This is a genomic window from Streptomyces sp. I05A-00742 (assembly GCF_013055795.1).
In the GTDB taxonomy this organism is placed as follows: domain Bacteria; phylum Actinomycetota; class Actinomycetes; order Streptomycetales; family Streptomycetaceae; genus Streptomyces.
Genome location: NZ_JABETO010000037.1, coordinates 26070 through 46809 on the forward strand (window position 1 = coordinate 26070; position 20740 = coordinate 46809).

General features: G+C 72.6%; 13 protein-coding genes. 3 read left to right on the forward strand and 10 right to left on the reverse strand.

Annotation, left to right across the window (positions count from 1 at the left end):
• Positions 1 to 72: 72 nt before the first annotated feature.
• The 6 genes from HN013_RS26305 to HN013_RS26330 form a co-directional block, all read right to left on the reverse strand.
• Entirely contained in the window at positions 73 to 1248 is a 1176-nt protein-coding gene (locus tag HN013_RS26305; protein WP_171170447.1) for a glycosyltransferase, read from the reverse strand.
• Positions 1245 to 4037, reverse strand: coding sequence for a CDP-glycerol glycerophosphotransferase family protein (locus HN013_RS34015; RefSeq protein WP_171170449.1), 2793 nt, complete (start codon positions 4035 to 4037; stop codon positions 1245 to 1247). The genes HN013_RS26305 and HN013_RS34015 overlap by 4 nt, the downstream gene beginning before the upstream one ends.
• 3 nt (positions 4038 to 4040) lie before the next feature.
• On the reverse strand, positions 4041 to 5297 hold the full coding sequence (locus HN013_RS26315; protein WP_171170451.1) for a glycosyltransferase 87 family protein: 1257 nt from the start codon (positions 5295 to 5297) through the stop codon (positions 4041 to 4043).
• On the reverse strand, positions 5294 to 6838 hold the full coding sequence (locus tag HN013_RS26320; protein WP_171170453.1) for a hypothetical protein: 1545 nt from the start codon (positions 6836 to 6838) through the stop codon (positions 5294 to 5296). The genes HN013_RS26315 and HN013_RS26320 overlap by 4 nt, the downstream gene beginning before the upstream one ends.
• Positions 6822 to 7631: a polyprenol monophosphomannose synthase gene (locus HN013_RS26325; RefSeq protein ID WP_171170455.1), complete on the reverse strand. Its 810-nt coding sequence runs from the start codon at positions 7629 to 7631 to the stop codon at positions 6822 to 6824. The genes HN013_RS26320 and HN013_RS26325 overlap by 17 nt, the downstream gene beginning before the upstream one ends.
• A gap of 62 nt (positions 7632 to 7693) precedes the next feature.
• The gene (locus HN013_RS26330; protein WP_171170458.1) at positions 7694 to 8773 is read right to left on the reverse strand and encodes a sugar phosphate nucleotidyltransferase; all 1080 of its coding nucleotides are present in this window, start codon (positions 8771 to 8773) and stop codon (positions 7694 to 7696) included.
• Between the two features lie 118 nt (positions 8774 to 8891).
• On the opposite strand from HN013_RS26330, the gene HN013_RS26335 reads away from it, so the two are divergent.
• A complete protein-coding gene (locus HN013_RS26335) occupies positions 8892 to 9455 on the forward strand; it encodes a GtrA family protein (protein WP_398980770.1) in 564 nt (187 codons plus the stop codon).
• 142 nt (positions 9456 to 9597) lie between these two features.
• Here HN013_RS26335 and HN013_RS26340 read toward each other — a convergent pair whose 3' ends face one another.
• The 3 genes from HN013_RS26340 to HN013_RS26350 all read right to left on the reverse strand — a co-directional run bounded on the left by HN013_RS26340 (position 9598) and on the right by HN013_RS26350 (position 16255).
• Positions 9598 to 14583 (reverse strand): NAD-glutamate dehydrogenase, encoded by a 4986-nt coding sequence (locus HN013_RS26340; RefSeq protein WP_171170460.1) that lies wholly within the window; start codon positions 14581 to 14583, stop codon positions 9598 to 9600.
• 448 nt (positions 14584 to 15031) lie between these two features.
• Positions 15032 to 15694, reverse strand: a complete 663-nt coding sequence (locus HN013_RS26345) for an HAD family hydrolase (protein WP_171170462.1) — start codon at positions 15692 to 15694, stop codon at positions 15032 to 15034.
• Between the two features lie 57 nt (positions 15695 to 15751).
• Positions 15752 to 16255, reverse strand: coding sequence for a DUF6912 family protein (locus HN013_RS26350; protein ID WP_171170464.1), 504 nt, complete (start codon positions 16253 to 16255; stop codon positions 15752 to 15754).
• Between the two features lie 237 nt (positions 16256 to 16492).
• Here HN013_RS26350 and HN013_RS26355 point away from each other — a divergent pair, with 237 nt between their 5' ends.
• Complete coding sequence (locus HN013_RS26355; protein ID WP_171170466.1) at positions 16493 to 16933, forward strand: Rv3235 family protein; 441 nt, start codon at positions 16493 to 16495, stop codon at positions 16931 to 16933.
• A 53-nt stretch (positions 16934 to 16986) separates the two neighbouring features.
• Here the strand turns inward: HN013_RS26355 and secA are convergent, their stop codons facing one another.
• Positions 16987 to 19809 (reverse strand): preprotein translocase subunit SecA, encoded by a 2823-nt coding sequence (gene secA, locus HN013_RS26360; protein ID WP_171170468.1) that lies wholly within the window; start codon positions 19807 to 19809, stop codon positions 16987 to 16989.
• Positions 19810 to 20112: 303 nt separating this feature from the next.
• Here secA and HN013_RS26365 point away from each other — a divergent pair, with 303 nt between their 5' ends.
• Positions 20113 to 20718, forward strand: coding sequence for a GNAT family N-acetyltransferase (locus HN013_RS26365; RefSeq protein WP_171170470.1), 606 nt, complete (start codon positions 20113 to 20115; stop codon positions 20716 to 20718).
• Positions 20719 to 20740 lie beyond the last annotated feature (22 nt).

Here is a 20740-nt window from a genome sequence, read left to right on the forward strand (position 1 = left end):
CCCGCCCCACCCACCGGCTCCGATCACCTCCCACCCCCACGCCCCGCATCAACCGCCCACCCCACCCCCACCTCACCGGTCCACCTCCTCGAACAGCTCCTCCCACCGGTCCAGCACCCCCGGCAGCGCCAACGGCGCCACGTGCTCCCGCGCGGCCCGCCCGTACCGCTCCCGCAGCACCGCGTCCCGCATCAGCTCCTCCAGCGCGGCCGCGAGGGCGTCCTCGTCCCCCGGCGGCACGAGCAGCCCTGTCCGCCCGTGGTCGACCAACTCCCGTACCCCGCCCGACAGATCGAGACTCACGCACGGCACCCCACAGGCGGACGCCTCCGCCAGAGCCATGGGCCGCCCCTCGCACTCGCTGGTGAGCGCCACCACGGACAGCTCCCGGTAGGCGGCGGCCATGTCCCGCACGGTGCCCCGGAAGCGGACCCGGTCCCCGATCCCGTGCCGCACGGCCCGTTCGCGCAGCGCGGTCTCCTCCGGGCCGTCGCCGAAGAAGTGCAGCTCCCAGGCCGGCTGTCCGGCGCAGGCCGTGGCGAACGCGTCGACGAGCCGGTCGAGCCGCTTGACGGGCTCCAGCCGGCCGACCGCGCCGACGCACCGGGTGTCCAGCGGCGCGGGCGGTCCGGGCGTGAAGGGCAGCGGGTTCGGCACCACCACCGCGTTGGGCAACCGCCGGCGGCGGAACTCCTCGGCGTCCGGCTCGCTGAGGAAGACCGCCTTCTCCAGCGCCGGGTAGTGCCGCAGGATCAGCCGGAGGTTGGCGGACGCGGCGGCCTGCGCGAACGACTCGTGGTACTGGCCGATGTCCTTCAGATGCGGCCGGTCCACGGTCCGCAGCCAGTCCACCGCCCACGGCGAGCCGACGATGACGTAACCGTGCCGCACCGCGGCGAACCGCCGGGCGAGCCGCTCGCGGGCCCGTTCCCCGTCCCGCCGCGCGGCCCGCACGGCCCGCAGCCGGGCCGGGCGCAGCCGCTCCGCCGGAGTCGCGGCGGCCGGGGCGGGCGCCGCGGGCGCGCGGTGGAGCGTGGCCTGCCGGTACGCCGGACGGGCGTGGTACGTGTGCGGCTCGGGGCTCGGCCGGATACCGATCAGCTCCACCCGGTGCCCACGTTCCGCGAACCCCTGGGCGAGGGTGTGCAGGACCCGCTGGGAGCCGCCCATCGAGTCCACGTCGACGCCGACGAGGAAGAGGTTGCGCCGGGCGCCGGAGGAGCGCCGGGTCCCGGGGGGCCGGTTCATCGCGCGCCTCCCGTGAAGAAGAGGTCGACCACGGCCTTGGCGGCGTGTCCGGTCTCGTAAGGGTTGAACCGCGTCCGGAACCGCTCGTACGCCCCCGCCCACTCCTCCCGCACCGCGCCCAGGTCCCCCAGCGCGGCGGCGAGTTCCCCGGTCCCGGTGAGCAGCGGGCCGGGGGCGATGTCCGCCAGGTCGTAGTAGGTGCCGCGGAGGGTGGACCGGTAGGCCGGGTAGTCGTCGGTGTAGAGGAGCACCGGGCGGCCCAGGTTGACGTAGTCGAACACGACGGACGAGTAGTCGGTGAGCAGCGCGTCCGAGGCCAGCAGCAGGTCGTTGAGGTCGGTGAACTCCCGTCCGTCGCGCACCGCGTGGCCGATCTCCCGCGCCACGGTGAAGCGCTCGTAGTAGTGCGGCCGGACCACCACCGTCCAGGCGTCGCCCACCCGGCGCACCAGGTCCTCCAGGTCGACGCGGATCGACTCGCCGCTGGCGCGCGCCCCGTCGCGGAACGTGGGCGCGTACAGCAGCACCTTCTTCCCGTCGGGGATCTGGAGCCGCTCGCGGGCGGCGACGGCCCGTTCGCGCTGGGCGGGCTCGTTCCACCGGACCAGCACGTCGTTGCGCGGGAGCCCGGCGCGCAGCAGTTCCCCGGTGTACTCGTTACCGCGGACGAAGGTGCGTTCGAACTCCTCGCTGGGGGCGATGAGCGCGTCCCAGCGGTCCACCATGGCCCGGTGCCGCCGGCGCCGTGCGGGCCCGGCGAGCCGGAGTTCGGGGGTGTCGAAGCCCATGTGCTTGAGCGCCTGGCCGTGCCAGGTCTGGAGGTAGCGGGTGCCGGGGCGTTTGGGGATGTGGGCGGGGAAGCCGTGCGAGTCGACCCAGTAGCGGGCGCGGGCGACCGTCCGGACGTACTCCCAGCTGCCCCGCCGGACCAGCGGCACGCCCCGGGGGTAGCCGGCGCGGCTGCCGGTGTACGACCAGACGGCGTACAGCGGGAGGTCGCGGCGGAGGAGTTCCTCGTGGATGTAGCGGGGGCTGTCGGCGTAGCCGCGGCCCTCCAGGGCCTCGAAGACGACGAGCTCCTCGTCGACGGGCAGGCGGTGGAGCTCGTGGGAGACCAGGGCCTTGGCGCCCGGCCCGGTGACACGGCGGGTGAGCCGTCCGAAGCGGGCGCGGACGGGCTCCAGGTGCGGCGCGAGGGCCTCTGCCCGGGCGCGGGGTCCGGTGCGCTCCCAGTGGATCTCCAGCCGTCCCGCGCCGCGGTCCTCGCAGCCGACGCGCACGTCGTGCCCGCCGATCCGGGCCCGCAGCACGGGGTGACCGGCGGGGGCGAGAACGGGGTCGGTGCGGTGCAGGCCCAGCCGGCCGAGGGCCACCACGGGGTGGCGGCGGCCCCCGAAGCCCTTGGGCCCGAGGGGGACCCGGGCCAGGTCGAGGACGAGGTCCGCGGTACGGACGGCGGCGTCGTCGGGCGCCGGGGCGTAGCCGAAGGGGACGACGAGCGGTGCGGCCCGGGCGGCGACGCGCAGTTCGGCGGTGACGTCGGCGGGGCCCGCGAGGAGCCCGCCCGGGTCGTAGGTGCGCAGGGTGATCCGCAGCCGGGTCCCGTGCGGTTCGACGCGGGCCACCTCGTGGCGCAGCGGACCGGTGGCGAAGGGCTGGTCCTCCAAGTGCCAGTCGCTGATGTCGAGTTCTTCGGCCTCGTGGGCGTCGGCCGGCGCGGTGGCCCCCCAGTAGGTGCGCCCCTCGTGGCGGACGGTACTGCGCGGGGCGATCCTGGGCCGGTCGAGGGTGCGGGCGCAGTCGGCGGCCTCGTCGTACCGTCCGGCGCGCAGCAGGTACTGGCAGATCCGCTGTTCCCGGGTCAGGGCGTCGAGCGCGCGGGGGTCGGCGTCCTCCAGGCAGGGCGTGACGACCGCGGCGAACTCCTCGGTCCACCGCCGGTCGCGGAACGGCAGGTCGCCGAGGTAGAGGCGCAGGTCGTGGCGGAGGAACGCCTCGTCCTTGGCCGGTCTGAGGGCGGTGCGGCCGGTCTCCTCCAGGAAGGTGTCGGTCAGCCGGGAGACGGCGACGCGGTCGGCGACGTTCCGGATGCGGTGCCGGCTGGAGGTGATGGAGAGGGTGTCGGGGTCGGCGGCCAGCCGCCAGGTGTAGACGGACCAGGGGACGACGGCGAAGCGCTCGGCGAGGACGTAGGCGCGGGCGCTGAAGTACTGGTCCTCGTAGTGGATGCCCTCGGGGAAGCGCAGCCGGTGCCGGGCGAGGAAGTCGGCGCGGTAGAGCTTGTTGGTGGAGAGGTGGTCGAGGAAGTACTCGGGGGCGGCCTCGATGCCGTCCACGACGCGGGGTTCGGTGAACAGCCGCGGGTACCAGAGGCCGGTGGTGCCGCTCGCCTCGAAGAGCCGGGTGACCTCGCCGGCCACCAGGTCGGCACCGGTCCGTTCCGCGGTGAGCAGCAGGGACTTGCAGGCGTGGTACGGCAGTTCGTCGTCGCTGTCGAGGAACATCAGGTGCGGTGCGCGGGCGGCGTCGATGCCCGCGTTCCGCGGCGTCCCGCAGCCGCCGCTGTTCACCGGCAGCCGGAGGCCACGTACCCGGGGGTCGGAGGCGGCCAGCCGGCGGACCGCGTCCGGAGTGGCGTCGGTGGAGCAGTCGTCCACGACGATCACTTCGAGGTTGCGCAGGGACTGGGTCAGGACGGACCGCACGGCGCGCGGCAGCCGGTCGGCGTCGTTGTGGACGATGACGACGACACTGACGTCGGGGACGGGACGCGGGGGCGCGGCGGGCACAAGTCACCTCATCTCGGAAGGATCCCGTGGCATCCCGGAAGGATTCCGGGGACCCGGATCACTACTCAGAGAGTAGGTGACACCACTGACAGTCACCCCCCGAGCGGTCTCCGGCGCCCTCCGCCAGGCGGCGAGGGCGAGCACCGCCGCCATGCCGGTGAACATCATGACGTCCTTGAAGGCGTGCCGCCGCGCGCTCCCCAGCTCCGGCCAGGCCACATCGGCGAGCTGGGGCAGCAGGGCCATCCAGAACCACACGGAGCGCACGGCCGCCCCGCGCACCACCACCGACGCGACGAGCGCCGGCACGATCACCAGGGCGTAGTGCAGGAACGACGGCCGGGACACGAGGAACGCGGCGAGCATCAGCAGTGATCCGCACTCCACGAGCCGCAGCGCCTCGTGGCCACCGCGCCGCCAGCGCAGCCGCGCGACGGCGAGCACCGCCACGGCCGCGGCGGCCGCGAGCGTGAACGCCAGGGGCCGGGGGACGCCCAGCCGGGGCAGGACGGCGGACCACGAGGCGTCGAAGGGCCGCGCGTAGTCGTCCTGCCCGTGCAGCAGGAACGGCAGGGTCTTGGTGAGGAACAGCCCGGGCCGGGGCATGGCGAGCGCCGCCGCCAGGGACACCAGCGCGGGCAGCACCGCCGCCCAGGCCAGCGCCCGCCACCTGCGGGCGAGCAGGAAGAGCAGCAGCAGGGGCACGAGCATCGGCTTGAGGGCGATGGCCGCGCCGACGGTCACGCCGGCCGCGGTCCACCGGCCGTGCCGGGCCAGCAGCAGCGCGGCGGGGAAGGCGACGGCCGAGGCCGCCGTCCAGTTGCCGAGGTGGACGATGCTCTGGAACGGCAGGAACAGCCCGAGCCCGGCGGTCAGGGCGGCGGCGAGCCGGCTGTCCGCCCGGACGTCGAAGATCCGCAGGGCGAGCAGGACCCCGGCCAGCACGAGCGCCGCGGTGGCGAACGGCACCACGCGGCCCAGGGTCGCGTTGGAGAGCGGCGCCTGCGGCAGGGCCGCGAAGACCGCGCCCGGCAGATAGAGGAACCGTTTGTCCGCGTACGGCGAGCCGCCGTCGAGCAGTGCGCGGGCGGCCCGGACGACGACCGCGTTGTCCATGCCCGCGCGGTGGACGCCCAGCATCCGGCCGGCGCTCAGCACGTACACCAGCAGCGCGGCCGACAGCACCGGCCACGAGGCCCGGCCGGTGATCCAGCGCGCGAAACCGTCCCGGCCCGGAGGTCCTTCGTCCGGCGCACTCATCGTTCCACCTCCAGCAACATCAGTCCTCCGGGGCCCCGGGCGGCGCGCCGCAGAGCCGGGTCGTCCGACGGCAGGCCGGGCCCGCCGTCCTTCTGCAGCACCCATCGCGCCCCGTACTCCCGGAGGGCGCCCAGCCGTTGTGCGCGGGTTGCGGAGGGCGCGTAGTAGCGCCGTGTCGCCTCCCAGCGCTCCCGTACGTCGGGCAGGAACACGTCCGGGTAGGCGGGGGCGACGGTGTACGGCCCGTAGGCGGGCAGCATCCGCAGCGCGTAGTAGTCGTCGGTCATCACCGTCGCCCCCGCCGGCACCGGCCGGGCCGCCCAGGCGAACGACGGCCACGGGGCGATCGAGGGGACGTGGGCCCGTACGGCCCGGGCGGCCCGGGCCGGCAGGGCGTAGGCCACCGCTCCGGCCTGCACGCAGGCCCCCGCCAGCAGCGCCGACGCCGTCACCGCGGCCACGGCCGGCCCCGCCCGACGGCCCGCCGCTCCGGCCGCCTCGACGGCGAGGGCCAGTTGGGCCGGGAGCAGGACGGCGGGCAGGATCCGCCCCCACGACCAGTGGGCGCTCAGACCGCCCGCGGCGAAGACCGCCAGGCCCAGGACGAAGAGGAGGGCCAGCGGGTCCCGGCGGTCGCGCCACCAGCGGGCGCCGAGCGCCACGACACCCAGGCCCACCAGGCAGAACTTGCTCGCCAGATGCTCGTAGAGCGGCCGGTGGATCCCGTCGAGACCGTCCGCGCCGGACAGCGCGGAGAAGGAGTAGTACGGCCAGGCCGCCAGGACCGCCCCGGCCAGGACCGCCCCCGCGCCCGCCCGCGCCCACACGGCGCGCGGAGGCCACGGCCGCGCCCCCAGCAGCACCGCCATCACCCCCAACAGCGCCACCGCGCCGGTGAATTGATGCACCAGCAGCACCAGGGCGAGCAGCAGCCCCAGCCCCAGGAAGCGGACCGTCCCCCACCGCTCGGCGGCCGCCCGGCGCAGCAGGGCCCACAGATGCAGCGCGAGCCCCAGCGCGAGCGTGCTCGGATACGCGACGGTCAGGGCGAGCGAGGTGAGGCCGGGCACGCCGCTCCACGCGAACAGCCGGGTCCCGTAGAGAAGAAGCACGCACAGCAGCGCGAGCGGCACCGCCGCGCGCCGGTCGGTCAGCGTACGGACGAACGCGCGCAGGCCGGTGCCGAACGCGACGAGGCCGGCGAACGCGGCCAGGTGCAGCACGGCCGGCGCACTCGCACCGGTCGCCGAGGCGAGCAGGGCCAGCAGGACCATCCATGGCGAGTAGTAGGGGCTGGGGACGTCCGCGTCCACCAGCGGATGGCCCGGGTGCAGCAGGTCCGCGCGCAGCCGCTCCACCACGGCCGCGTGCATCCCGAGGTCCCCGGCCCACGGCAGCCGCACCACGGCGGCCAGCAGCAGGACCGCCGGAACCAGGGCCGCCGCCAGCAGGGCGCGGTACGGCAGGCCGGTGGTGGTGCCGGCGGCCGGCGGGGCCTCCGTCCGGGTCGTCACGGCGCGCGGCTCAGTGGGTCCGCCCACCGCCCGGCCGGACCTCCTTGGCGCGCAGCCGCCAGGGCATGGCGACCGATTCGAGCTGCACCCCCAGGCTCATCTTCGACTCGCCCACCGTCCGGTCCTCGAAGTGGATCGGCACCTCCACGACGGTGAAACCGGCCCGCAGCGCCCGGTACTTGGTCTCGACCTGGAAGCTGTAGCCCGCGCTGTCGACCGTGTCCAGGTCGAGGGAGCGCAGCGCCGCCGCGCTCCAGAGGTTGAAGCCGCCGGTGATGTCGCGGAGCCGGGTGCCGAGGATGGTGCCCGCGTAGGCGTTGGCCCAGCGGGAGAGGAGTCTGCGGTGGGCGCCCCAGGCGGCGGAGAGCGTGCCGCCGGGCACGTACCGGCTGCCGACGACGACGTCCGCGCCGGTGGACAGGGCGACGCCGAGCATCTCGGCGACCTTGCCGACCGGATGGCTGCCGTCGGCGTCCATCTGGAGGACGTACGCGGCGCCGTCCTCGACCGCCCGCGCCATGCCGGCCGCGTACGCCCGACCCAGCCCCTCCTTGGCGGTGCGGTGCAGCACGGCGACGCGCGGGCGCCCGGGCTCGTGGTATTTCTCGGCCAGTTGCTCGGCGACCGTGCCGGTGCCGTCCGGGCTGTTGTCGTCCACGACCAGCAGCCGCAGCCCCTCCAGCGGCAGCGCCATCAGCGCCTCCGCCATCATCGGCAGGTTCTCCGCCTCGTTGTACGTGGGCATCACCACGGTCGTCACGGTGCGGCCCCACTCGGCGGGCAGGGGGGTCAGAACGGCGGGCGTGTGCGGAGCGTTCATTGAACTGTCCTCGTCGGTAGGGGTGCGGGGGCGGAGAGGTCGTCCTGACGACAGGTCCCCATTCAAGCGGCACCGAAGCGGATCGCCGCGTCGGGGATGGCGGTGCCGCACCAGATGCGGGCCCCCTCGCGCAGCTCGTTGTCGGCGCCGATCTCGGCGTGGTCGCCGATGACGGCGCCGTCCAGCACGGTGCGCTGCCCCACCCGGGCGGCCGTGCCGATCATGGAGGCCCGCACCCGCGCGCCCGCCTCGATCCGCGCGCCGTCCAGCACGACGGACCCCGCGACCTCGGCGCCGGCCGCGACATGGGCCCCCGCGCCGACGACGGTGCCGCCGCTCAGCCGGGCCCCGGGCTCGACGTGGGCGCCGGGCAGGACCAGGTGCTCCCCCGGCTCGCCGGGCACGGCAGGGGAGCGGACGATGCCGCGGACGAGGTCGGCGGAGGCCTGGATGAAGGAGGCGGGCCTGCCCAGGTCCAGCCAGTACGACGCGTCGACGACGCCGTGCAGCAGCGCGCCGTCGTCCAGCAGCCCGGGGAAGGTGTCGCGCTCGACGGAGACCGGCCGGCCGGCCGGGATGGAGTCGATCACCTCGCGCCGGAAGACGTAGCAGCCGGCGTTGATCTGGTCGGTGACGATCTCGTCCGGGTGTCGCGGCTTCTCGGTGAAGGCCAGCACCCGGCCGGCGGCGTCGGTGGGGACCAGTCCGTAGGCCCGGGGGTCCGCCACCCGGGTCAGGTGCAGGGTGACGTCGGCCTGCACCCGCTCGTGGTGCCGGAGCAGGCCCCGGATGTCGAGACCGGTGAGGATGTCGCCGTTGAAGACCAGCACCGGCTCGCCCGGGCGGGTGGTCAGCGCGTCGGCGGCCCCCCGGATCGCCCCGCCGGTGCCGAGCGGCTCGCCCTCGGTGACGTAGGTGATCCGCAGGCCGTACGCGGAGCCGTCGCCGAAGTACGGCTCGAAGACCTCCGCGAGGTACGACGTGGCCAGGACGACGTGCTCGACGCCGGCCGCCCGCGCCCGGGCGAGCTGGTGGGCGAGGAAGGGCACCCCGGCGGCCGGGACCATGGGCTTGGGTGTGTTCAGCGTGAGCGGCTGGAGCCGAGTGCCCTTGCCGCCGACGAGCAGTACCGCCTCTGTCATGCCACTGTCCTCGCGCATCGTCGTCGCATCGTCGCACTGCGTTAGTTTTCGCGGGAAATTACACTACAATCAGCTGTCTGCGTGCAATGTCCGCTATGCGTGGCGACCGTATCGGGAGATGCCCTTGCGACAGATGACGGCGAGCGGGCCGGGGCGGCGACGCCTGCCCGGCACGGCGAGGCTGCTGGCACTCGGACAGGAGTTCGCCAAATTCGGCACCGTCGGCGCGCTGGGGATCCTCGTCAACTTCGGCGTCTTCAACCTGTGCCGGGGCATCACCCGGCTCCCCGTCGTCCGGTGCAGCGTGGTCGCCACCGTCGTCGCCATCGCCTTCAACTACCTGGGCCTGCGGTACTTCACCTACCGCGACCGCGACAAGGGCCGCCGCAGCCGGGAGGTGGTGCTCTTCGCCGCCTTCAGCGCCCTCGGCCTGGTCATCGAGAACGGCGTGCTCTACATCGCCACCTACGGCTTCGGCTGGGGGTCGCCCTTCCAGAGCAACGTCTTCAAGTTCCTGGGCATCGGGACCGCCACCCTGTTCCGCTTCTGGGCGTACCGGGCGTGGGTCTTCCGGGCGCTCCCCGGCGGCGGGCCGCGGCACGGCCGCCCTCACGACGCGCCCGCCGGGACACCGGACGACCCGGCCGCGTACCACCCCGAGACCACCGCACCTCCACCGTAGGGAACCACCGGGCCCAGCACAGCAGGGCCGGGCGGCCGGTCCGCCAACGCCGGCGGAACCGGCAGGAACGGAAGGGTGAAGAAGGACGAAAAGGGGCGGCCCCGGGGTGGTGTCCCCGGGGCCGCCCCTCAGCGGTGTCCGATCAGCTGTGCGTCCTCAGCAGGGTGCGCATCGTCCGCATGGCCACCGACAGATTGGCCAGGTCGAACGAGTCCGAACCGCGGATCTCGTCGAGCGTGGTCCGCGCCCGGGTGAGGATCGGGGCGTTCTTCTCCTCCCACGCCGCGAAGCGCTGCTCCGGCGTCGAGGACCCGTTGCCCACCGAGAGGATGTCGGCGGTCAGCGCGGCATGGCACGCGTACAGGTCCTCGCGGATCGAGGCGCGGGCCATGGACTGCCAGCGGTCGGACCGCGGCAGGTCGATGATCTTGTCCATCAGCTGGGTGATGTGCAGCCGGTCGCCGAGGTCGTAGTAGACCTCCGCCACGAACAGCGGCTCCTTGCCCGTGCGCTCCGCGATGGCGACGACGTCCAGCGCCGGGAAGACGGACGAGAAGCCCGCGACCCGCACGGCCAGCTCGCCGGGGATCCCGGCCTCCGTCAGCTCGTCGTGGATGGACTGCCACCACTCGAGGTCGGCACCGCGCAGCAGCTTGGGCAGCTCGGCCCAGACCGTCGACACGCCGTCGCGGAAGTACGCGATGGTCTCGGCGAGCTGGAGCGGCTGCGGCCGGTTGTTGAGCAGCCAGCGCGTACCGCGCTCGACCAGCCGCCGCGAGTGCAGCCGCACTCGGGTCTGCACATCCGCCGCGACCACGTTGTCCAGCGCCTCGACCGCGTCCCACACCCCGCTCAGGCCGAAGATCTCGCGGGCGGCGGTCTGCGCCCGGATGATCTCCTCCAGGGAGGCCCCGGTCTCCTCCCGCAGGCGGTGCAGGAAGGTCGAACCGCCCGAGTTCACCGTGTCGTTGACGAGCACGGTCGTCACGATCTCGCGGCGCAGCGCGTGGCTGTCGATCTGCTCGCCGAACGACTGGCGCAGGGCGCCCGGGAAGTAGGCGTAGAGCAGGCGCTGGAGGTACGGGTCGTCCGGCAGCTCGGTAGCCAGCAGCTCCTCGGCGGTGGTGATCTTGATGTAGGCGAGCAGGACCGCCAGCTCCGGCTGGCTCAGTCCGCGCCCGGCGGAGAGCCGCTCGCGGATCTGCCGGTCGGTGGGCAGGAACTCCAGCGCGCGGTCCAGGTGGCCGTCCCGGCTGAGGCGGCGCATGATCCGCTGGTGGGCGTGGAGCAGGCTGGGCGCCTGGGCCACCGCGTTGGCCAGGGCGACGTTCTGCGCGTAGTTGTTGCGCAGGACGAGCTCGCCGACCTCGTCGGTCATCTCCGCCAGCAGCTTGTTGCGCTGCTTGACGGTCATGTCGCCCTCGGTGACCAGCGAGTTGAGCAGGATCTTGATGTTCACCTCGTGGTCCGAGGTGTCCACACCGGCGCTGTTGTCGATGGCGTCGGTGTTGACCCGGCCGCCCGCGAGCGCGAACTCGATGCGGCCGAGCTGGGTGAGGCCCAGGTTGCCGCCCTCGCCGACGACCTTGGCCCGCAGGTCCCCGCCGTCGACGCGGATCGCGTCGTTCGCCTTGTCGCCCACGTCGGCGTGCGACTCGGTGGACGCCTTGACGTAGGTGCCGATGCCACCGTTCCACAGCAGGTCGACCGGGGCCCGGAGGATGGCCTTCATCAGCTCGGCGGGGGTCATCTTGGTGATGCCCGGCTCGATGCCGAGGGCCTCGCGGACGTGCGCGTTGACCGGGATGGACTTGGCCGTCCGCGGGTGCACGCCGCCGCCCTTGGACAGCAGCGAGGTGTCGTAGTCGGCCCACGACGAGCGCGGCAGCTCGAACAGGCGCCGGCGCTCGGCGTACGACGTGGCGGCGTCCGGGCTGGGGTCGATGAAGATGTGCCGGTGGTCGAAGGCGGCCACCAGGCGGATGTGCTCGGAGAGCAGCATGCCGTTGCCGAAGACGTCACCGGACATGTCACCGACGCCGACGACCGTGAAGTCCTGCGTCTGGGTGTTGTGGCCCAGTTCGCCGAAGTGGCGCTTGACGGACTCCCAGGCGCCGCGGGCGGTGATGCCCATGCCCTTGTGGTCGTAGCCCGCGGAGCCGCCGGAGGCGAAGGCGTCGCCGAGCCAGAAGCCGTAGGACTGGGCGACCTCGTTGGCGATGTCGGAGAACGTCGCGGTGCCCTTGTCGGCGGCGACCACCAGGTAGGTGTCGTCCTCGTCGTGGCGCACGACGTCCTTGGGCGGGACGACCTCGCCGCCGACCATGTTGTCGGTGATGTCGAGGAGGCCCGAGATGAAGGTCTTGTACGAGGCGATGCCCTCGGCCAGCCATGCGTCACGGTCCACCGACGGGTCCGGCAGCCGCTTGCCGACGAAGCCGCCCTTGGCGCCCACCGGCACGATGACGGTGTTCTTCACCATCTGCGCCTTGACCAGGCCCAGGACCTCGGTGCGGAAGTCCTCGCGCCGGTCCGACCAGCGCAGACCGCCGCGGGCGACCTTGCCGAAGCGCAGGTGCACACCCTCGACGCGCGGCGAGTAGACCCAGATCTCGAAGGCCGGGCGCGGGGCCGGCAGGTCGGGGATGACCTGGGGGTCCAGCTTGATCGACAGGTAGTCGTGCGGCTGCCCGTTCTCGTCGCGCTGGAAGTGGTTGGTCCGCAGGGTGGCCTTGATGACGGTGAGGAAGGCCCGCAGGATGCGGTCCTCGTCCAGGCTGGCGACCTGGTCGAGCGCGCCGTCCAGCTCCTCCAGCAGCCCGTCGATCAGCTCGCGGCCCGCGCGCTGGAGCGCCGGGGACATCCGCGCCTCGAACAGGTTGATCAGCAGGCGGGTGGTGTGGACGTTGTTGCTGAGGGTGTCCTCCATGTACGACTGGCTGAAGGTCGTACCGGCCTGCCGCAGGTACTTGGCGTAGGCGCGGAGCACCATCGCCTGCCGCCAGTCGAGGCCGGCGCGCAGCACGAGCTTGTTGAAGTTGTCGTTCTCCGCCCTGCCGGTCCACGCCGCGGCGAACGCGTCCTGGAAGCGGCCGCGGGCGTCGTCGCCCTCGACGTGCTCGGGCATCCGCAGACCGAAGTCGTAGATCCACGCGGTCGTCCGGTCCGAGCAGCGCAGCTCGTACGGGCGCTCGTCGATGACCTCGACGCCCAGCCGGTTGAGCAGCGGCAGCACGGCGGAGAGCGAGACCGGGTCACCGGTGCGGTAGATCTTGAAGCGGCGCTCGCCGGGGCCCGCGCCGACCGGCTCGTAGAGGCTGAACGCGAAGTCGCGGCCGCCTTCGACCAGCTTCTCCAGGTGGCCGAGGTCGGCGACGGCGCCGCGCGGGCTGTGGTCGGCCTTGTAGCCCTCGGAGAAGGCGTGGGCGTAGCGGCGCAGCAGCTCGGCGGCGCGCTCCTCGCCCACCTCGGCGGTGAGCGTCTCGGCGAAGCCGTCGGCCCAGGAGCGGGCGGCCTCCACCAGGCGGGCCTCGATGCGCTCCTCGTCGGCGTCGCTCAGCTCGGGCAGCGTGGAGCCGGGCTCGACGCGTACGACGAAGTGCAGCCGGGAGAGGACGGACTCGGTGTTCCAGGCCGTGAAGTCGACGCTGGTGCCGTTGAGCTCTTCCTTGAGGATATCGATCAGGCGCAGCCGGACGCCGGTGGTGTACCGGTCGCGCGGCAGGTAGACCAGGGCGGAGTAGTAGCGCCCGTACTCGTCGCGGCGCAGGAACAGCCGCAGCCGGCGGCGCTCCTGGAGGTAGAGCACGCTGGTGGCGATGGAGCGCAGCTGGTCGGGCGCCGTCTGGAACAGCTCGTCGCGCGGGTAGGTCTCCAGGATCTGGAGCAGGTCGCGCCCGTCGTGGCTGTCGGGCGTGAACCCGGCGTCGGAGAGGACCTGGGCCACCTTGCGGCGGATGACCGGCACCCGGCGCACCGACTCGGTGTACGCGGCCGAGGAGAACAGGCCCAGGAAGCGGCGCTCGCCGGTGACGTTCCCGTCGGCGTCGAACTTCTTGACGCCCACGTAGTCGAGGTACGAGGGACGGTGCACGGTGGCGCGGCTGTTGGCCTTGGTCAGCACGAGCAGCTTGTGCTCGCGGGCCTTGGCGCGGGCGTCCGCCGGGAGCCGGCTGAAGGACGGCGACGCGGGGCGCGACAGCGGAGCGTGCGGGCCGTCGTGATGTCCGTCGACGGTGTGCGCCGGGTCGGAGCGGAGGATGCCGAGGCCGGTGCCGGGGACGGCGGTCAGCGCGTCCTCCTCCCCGCCGTCGGAGGGGACCTTCGTCAGCTCGTACTCGCGGTAGCCGAGGAAGGTGAAGTGGTCGGCAGAGAGCCAGCGCAGCAGCTCACGGGCCTCGTCGACCTCGGTGACGGGCAGGTCGGAGGGGGCGGGCTCGTCCTGCAGGCCGTCGGCCAGGCGCAGTGCGGCCTCGCGCATCTTCTCCCAGTCCTCGACGGCCTCTCGCACGTCGGAGAGCACGCGGAGCAGGTCGGCGCCGATCTGCTTGAGGTCGTCGCGGTCGGTCTCGCGGTCGATCTCGACGTGGATCCAGGACTCGACGAGCGCGTCGTGCGGCAGCTCGGCGTCCTTGCCGGTGCCGTGGGCGTCGCAGCTTGACCCGAGGACCTCCAGCAGGCGGCCGGTCAGGTCACGGCGGACCACCATCTGTGGGTGGATGACGACATGGATGCCGCGGTTCTGCCGGGAGAGCTCGTTGGTGACCGAGTCGACCAGGAACGGCATGTCGTCGGTGACCACCTCGACGACCGAGTGGCTGCAGGTCCAGCCGTTCTCCTCGACCGTGGGGGTGTGCACCCGCACGTTGGCGGTGCCCTGCGGCCGGTTCTCGGCGAGCCGGTAGTGCGACAGTGCGGCACCGAAGACGTCGACGGGGTCGCGGCCCGTCAGGTCCTCCGGTGCGGTGTGCAGGTAGTAGCGCTGGAGGTACGCGGTCAGGGTTTCCTGGTCAAGCCCGCCCTCACCGTTCGGCCCAGTCGGTTGTTGCCCCCCGGCCGGGCTGTTCTCAGCGACACGGGCCGCCCGCGCTAGCAGCTCGGCCTTGGCTTCGTCCAGCTTGGTCTGCATGTCCTCTGGCTCCTGTCGCGCGCCGTTGCGTGACATAGGTGGTGAAGGCATCACGCCGCGACGCCGGTTCTCCGGTCGACTTCGACGGTATGCCGGGATGAGGGGTGACCGGGCCGTTCTCGGACAACTCTGTCAGAAACGTCAGGAGCGTCGGACGGGTCCGGTTCCGGGGACCAGCGGTGGCCCGGGCGCCGTGGCGCTCCGGGCGCGGCACAGAGGCGTCCTCGCCCCTGCCGGATATCGCGCTGATCACCCGGTAAGGCTATCGCTCTTCCGGGGGACCGCGTCATGAGCCGATTGTGTACAAAACCCGGCCCGTGTCTTTGACGGTCTGGACAGCGACCCGCCCCCGGCCGTACCCCCGCAGTCGATCCCGGCGCACCCATCCCCGTCCTCCCCCTGCCCACCTCGGCGTTTCCCCTGCGGCCGGCCGACGACCGGCACCGCCTCACTCCACCAGACGCTCAGCGAGCTCCACTGCCTCCGTCAAGGTGTCGACAACCGGCACTCCGGCGGTTGCGAGACTCGCCCTGCTGTGCGACCCCCCGGTGTACAGCACGGCCTTCGCGCCCACATGCGCCGCCGCGAGGGCGTCGTCCACCGCGTCCCCCACGACGACCACCCGCTCGGGCGCCATGCCCCGCAGGGCGGCCAGGTGCCGGGCCATCTGCTCGGCCTTGCCCCGGTCGCTCCTGCCGGTCCGCCCGTCGACCCGGACGAAGTGGCGCTCGATGCCGTGCGTCCGCACCAGGGGTATCAGCTCGTCGTGCGGCGCGAGGGAGCACAGCGACTGCGTGTGCCCCGCGGCCTGCCGGTCCGCGAGCAGCTCCCGGGCGCCGGCCGCCAGCCCCGCGTCCACCGCGTACGCCGCGTAGTGCCGGTGGAAGGCCGCGTCCATCACCTGCCACTCGGCCTCGGTGGGCAGCCTGCCCATCAGGCGCTCGTAGAACCGCGGGACGGGCACGCAGTACAGGTCCCGGTACCGCTCCAGGGTCATGGGGGGCAGCCCGACCTCGGCGAACGAGGCGTTCGCCGCGGCCATCACCGCGTCGACGTCGTGCAGCAGCGTGCCGTTCCAGTCCCAGACGATGTGAGCGCCGTGCTGTGTCATGGAAAGACCGTACCGACCCCCACTGACAACGCCCCGGGGGCCGGTGCCCGCCGGGCGTCAGATCAGGTTGGGGATCTCCTGGACACCGAACCACATCAGCTCGTGGTCCTCCGCGCCGTCCACCGTGAACCGGGCGTCGTCGTCCCCCTGGTCGGCCGCGCCCAGCGCCGCGGCGGCCGCCGCGACATCCGCCTCGGCGTCGTCCGCGTCCAGGTGCACGGCGGCCGCCTTCGCCAGCGGGACCGGCCGCGCCAGCCGCACCTCGCCGAGCGCCGACTCGTCGAGCCCCCGGTCCGGGTCCATTGCCGCCTCGCGGTCCGGCACGTCGACCGCGACGACCACGCGGCGGCGCGGCGCCGAGGGGTCGGTGGCGAGCCCGCGGAGCGAGGCCTGGGCGGCGCGGCCGAGCGCCGCGTACTCCAGCTCCTCCACGTCGTCCGAGAGGTACCACTCGCGCAGCGCGGGGGTCACGGCGTAGGCGGTGAGCGGGGCGGGGCCGAGCTCGCCCGCCCGGTGCGCCTCGGCGAGACCGGGGAGGGTCAGAGGGACGTAGACGCGCATGTCCGCCGCTTTCCGGAGTACCTGTGGATGGTCCCGCCAGCATACGGGGACGCGTCCCCCTTCGAAGTGCCGGGAGCCCCCCGGCGGCGGCCGGGACCGCACCCGGCCCACCCCCGCGACCAGCGGAAACCGGATGCCCCTCCCCCGGATAGGTGAATCGGCGCCGATCCCCGGGACCGCTTGTCCGGCCCGCGGACCCGCCGGTAGAAGATCCCCCGACGAAGGGGGCGATCAGCGTTGAAGAGCACCACCGGGCCGGGCAGGACCACCGGCCGGCGCACCGCACCACCGCGGCGGACGGACGCCCGGCGCCCGGGCGCCGGCCCGGCCGCGCGCCACGTCCGCGCGGGCATCCCGCGCTACTGGTTCGCCGAACAGCTGCTGCTCACCCTGAGCGGACAGCGCCCGGTGCACCGGATGATCGGGCACACCCTGCCCGCGGCCTACGACCTGCTCGCCGAACTCGCGCCGAGGGCGCCCCTGCGGCCGCCGGCTCCCGGCGGCAGCGCGCCCGCCGTGCACCGCTGCGACCAGTTCCAGCCAAGCCCGGGGGTGATCGAGGCGTACGCGCGGATCGTCTCCGGGGACCGGTTGCAGGCGCTGGCCTTCCGCCTGGAGCAGGGCACGGACCGGCGCTGGCGCTGCTCGGCCGTCGAGCTGGGCGGCGCCCGTGCCTGAGAACGCCGGAGGGGCGGGACACACCTGGTGTCCCGCCCCTCCGGGCCCTCAGCTCACTTCTTGCGGCGACGGCCCCCGCCGCCGTTCCGCTGCGCCTTACGGCGCTCGGCGCGGGTCATCCCGTCCGCCTCGGACCGGACCGGGGTCTCGTCGCTGGTGAAGTCGCCCTCGACCACACCGCCCTCGCCGTCCACGGTGGGGGCGGAGAAGTGCAGCCGGTCGGGCCGCTGCGGGGCGTCCAGACCCTTGGCGCGGATCTCCGGACGGGCGGCCGGCACCGCGTCCGCCGGGGCCTTCTCCAGGGACGGCGCCTCGCCGGCCTGGACCGGGACCTCCTCCAGCTGCTGGTCGACCTGGACCTCCAGGTTGAAGAGGTAGCCGACCGACTCCTCCTTGATGCCCTCCATCATCGCCTGGAACATGTCGAAGCCCTCGCGCTGGTACTCGACCAGCGGGTCCTTCTGCGCCATGGCACGGAGGCCGATGCCCTCCTGGAGGTAGTCCATCTCGTAGAGGTGCTCACGCCACTTGCGGTCCAGGACCGACAGCACCACGCGGCGCTCCAGCTCGCGCATGATGTCGGAGCCCAGCTGCTCCTCGCGGGCCGCGTACTGCTCGTGGATGTCGTCCTTGACGGACTCGGCGATGAACTCGGCGGTGATGCCCGCGCGGTCGCCCGCCGCGTCCTCCAGCTCCTCGATGGTGACCTTCACCGGGTAGAGCTGCTTGAACGCGCCCCACAGCCGCTCCAGGTCCCACTCCTCCGCGAAGCCCTCGACGGTCTCCTGGCGGATGTAGTCGTCGATGGTGTCGTCCATGAAGTGCTGGATCTGCTCCTGGAGGTCCTCGCCCTCCAGGACGCGCCGGCGCTCGCCGTAGATGACCTCGCGCTGGCGGTTGAGCACCTCGTCGTACTTCAGGACGTTCTTACGGGTCTCGAAGTTCTGCTGCTCGACCTGCGACTGGGCGGACGCGATGGCCCGGGTGACCATCTTGTTCTCGATCGGCACGTCGTCGGGCACGTTGGCCATGGCCATCACGCGCTCGACCATCTGCGCCTTGAAGAGGCGCATCAGGTCGTCGCCCAGCGACAGGTAGAAGCGGGACTCGCCCGGGTCGCCCTGACGGCCGGAACGGCCGCGCAGCTGGTTGTCGATGCGGCGCGACTCGTGCCGCTCGGTGCCCAGGACGTAGAGCCCGCCGAGCGACTTGACCTCCTCGAACTCCGCCTTGACCGCGGCCTCGGCCTTCTCCAGCGCGGCCGGCAGGGCGGCCGCCCACTCCTCGACGTGCTCCACCGGGTCCAGGCCGCGCTGCCGCAGCTCCGCCTCGGCGAGGTCGTCGGGGTTGCCGCCGAGCTTGATGTCGGTACCGCGGCCGGCCATGTTGGTGGCCACGGTGACGGCGCCCTTGCGGCCCGCCTGCGCGACGATCTGCGCCTCGCGCTCGTGGTGCTTGGCGTTGAGGACCTCGTGCGGGATGCCGCGCTTGGCGAGCTGCTGCGAGAGGTACTCCGACTTCTCGACGGAGGTGGTGCCGACGAGGATCGGCTGCCCCTTCTCGTGCTTCTCGGCGATGTCCTCGACGACGGCGTCGAACTTCGCGACCTCGGTGCGGTAGATCAGGTCCGACTGGTCCATGCGCTGCATCGGCCGGTTCGTCGGGATCGGCACCACGCCGAGCTTGTAGATCTGGTGGAACTCGGCGGCCTCGGTCATGGCCGTACCGGTCATTCCGGACAGTTTGCCGTAGAGGCGGAAGAAGTTCTGCAGGGTGATCGTGGCGAGCGTCTGGTTCTCGTCCTTGATGTCCACCCCTTCCTTCGCCTCGATCGCCTGGTGCATGCCCTCGTTGTAGCGGCGGCCGGCGAGGATACGGCCGGTGTGCTCGTCGACGATCATGACTTCGCCGTCCATGACGACGTAGTCCTTGTCCTTCTTGAACAGTTCCTTTGCCTTGATGGCGTTGTTGAGATACCCGACGAGCGGCGTATTGACCGATTCGTAGAGGTTGTCGATACCCAGCCAGTCCTCGACCTTGGCCACACCGGCCTCGTGGATGCCGACCGTGCGCTTCTTCTCGTCGACCTCGTAGTCGCCGGTCTCCTCGATGCCCTTCTGCAGGTTGGCCGGCTCGCCGCGCTTCAGCCGGACGACCAGCTTGGCGAAGTCGCCGTACCACTTGGTGGCCTGGTCGGCGGGGCCCGAGATGATCAGCGGGGTACGGGCCTCGTCGACGAGGATGGAGTCCACCTCGTCGACGATCGCGAAGTTGTGACCGCGCTGCACGAGCTCGTCCTGCGACCACGCCATGTTGTCGCGCAGGTAGTCGAAGCCGAACTCGTTGTTCGTGCCGTACGTGATGTCGCAGCCGTACTGCTCGCGGCGCTGGGCCGGAGTCATGTTGGCGAGGATGCAGCCGACCGAGAGGCCCAGGAACTTGTGGACGCGGCCCATCATTTCGGAGTCGCGCTCGGCCAGGTAGTCGTTGACCGTGATCAGGTGCACGCCCTCGCCGGACAGCGCGTTCAGATACGCGGGGAGGGTGCCCACGAGGGTCTTGCCCTCACCGGTCTTCATCTCCGCCACGTAGCCGAGGTGCAGCGCGGCACCGCCCATGAGCTGGACGTCGTAGTGGCGCTGGCCGAGCACGCGCTTGGCCGCCTCACGGACGGTCGCGAACGCCTCGGGGAGCAGGTCGTCGAGGCTCTCGCCGTCGGCGCACCGCTGCTTGTACTCCTCGGTCAGGGCGCGCAGCTCGGCGTCGGAGAGGTTGAGGAAGTCCTCTTCGATGGAATTGACCTGGTCCGCGATGCGGTGCAGCTTGCGCAGGATCTTGCCTTCTCCTGCACGCATGATCTTGCCGAAGACGGACACGTAGGCTGACTCCTTGCCGGTCGGGCCTGGCACTGGCTGTCTCCCGCCACCGGCGGGGGGAGGGTGCGCGGGCACGACGGGACAGTCCCCGCCGCAACGGCCATCGTAAGCGAGGACCCCGCCGCGCCGGGAGGTCCGTCATCGCGGAGGCCGGGTATCACCCGCACGGTAAACGCACGACGCCCCCATGAGGTGCCCGACAGGGGTAATCGCGATGCGGAATGTTGCCTTCCAGTTCTGGTGCGCGAAGAACGCTCCCGGACCCTCGCGCCCGGGGGCGGCCACACACCAGACTCTCGGATCATGGAACCGACATCCCTCACCACCGAACGCCTGCTGCTCCGCCCCTTCGCCCCGGCCGACATCCCGGCCGTGCACGCCGCCTGCCAGGACCCCGAGATCCCGCGCTACACCCCGGTGCCCTCGCCGTACACGCGCGAGGACGCCCGGCTCTTCGTGGAGGAGCGCTGCCCGGCCGGCTGGCGCGACGACACCGCGTACACGTTCGGGGTCTTCACCCGGGACGAGGGCCGGCTCACCGGCTCGATGTCCCTGATACAGCTCAAACTGCCCGCCCCCGAGCGGCAGGCCGAGATCGGCTACTGGACCGCCAAGGAACAGCGCGGCCGCGGCTACACCGCCGAGGCGGCCCGCGAGATCGTCCGGTGGGCGTTCGAGGACCTCGGCGCCGAACGGCTGGAGTGGATCGCGGAGGCCGGGAACGAGGGCTCCCGGGCGGTCGCGTCGAAGGTCGGGTTCAAGATGGACGGCATGGTCCGCGCCCTCATCCCGCACAACGGGACGCGCCGCGACGCCTGGACGGGCACGCTGCTCCCCTCGGACCTGGGCATGCCCTCCGCGACGCCCTACCTGCCGTACCCCGGGCGGGACCGGCCGGCCGGGGCCTGACCCCAGGGGGCGTTGTCAGTGC

Coding starts and splice junctions, on each gene's coding strand:
- HN013_RS26325 (WP_171170455.1), bottom strand. CDS start 7,631: ATGAACGCTCCGCACACGCCCGCCGTTCTGACCCCCCTGCCCGCCGAG.
- HN013_RS26350 (WP_171170464.1), bottom strand. CDS start 16,255: ATGCGCGTCTACGTCCCTCTGACCCTCCCCGGTCTCGCCGAGGCGCAC.
- HN013_RS26340 (WP_171170460.1), bottom strand. CDS start 14,583: ATGCAGACCAAGCTGGACGAAGCCAAGGCCGAGCTGCTAGCGCGGGCG.
- HN013_RS26335 (WP_398980770.1), top strand. CDS start 8,892: ATGCCCTTGCGACAGATGACGGCGAGCGGGCCGGGGCGGCGACGCCTG.
- HN013_RS26305 (WP_171170447.1), bottom strand. CDS start 1,248: ATGAACCGGCCCCCCGGGACCCGGCGCTCCTCCGGCGCCCGGCGCAAC.
- HN013_RS26330 (WP_171170458.1), bottom strand. CDS start 8,773: ATGACAGAGGCGGTACTGCTCGTCGGCGGCAAGGGCACTCGGCTCCAG.
- HN013_RS26345 (WP_171170462.1), bottom strand. CDS start 15,694: ATGACACAGCACGGCGCTCACATCGTCTGGGACTGGAACGGCACGCTG.
- HN013_RS26315 (WP_171170451.1), bottom strand. CDS start 5,297: ATGAGTGCGCCGGACGAAGGACCTCCGGGCCGGGACGGTTTCGCGCGC.
- HN013_RS26365 (WP_171170470.1), top strand. CDS start 20,113: ATGGAACCGACATCCCTCACCACCGAACGCCTGCTGCTCCGCCCCTTC.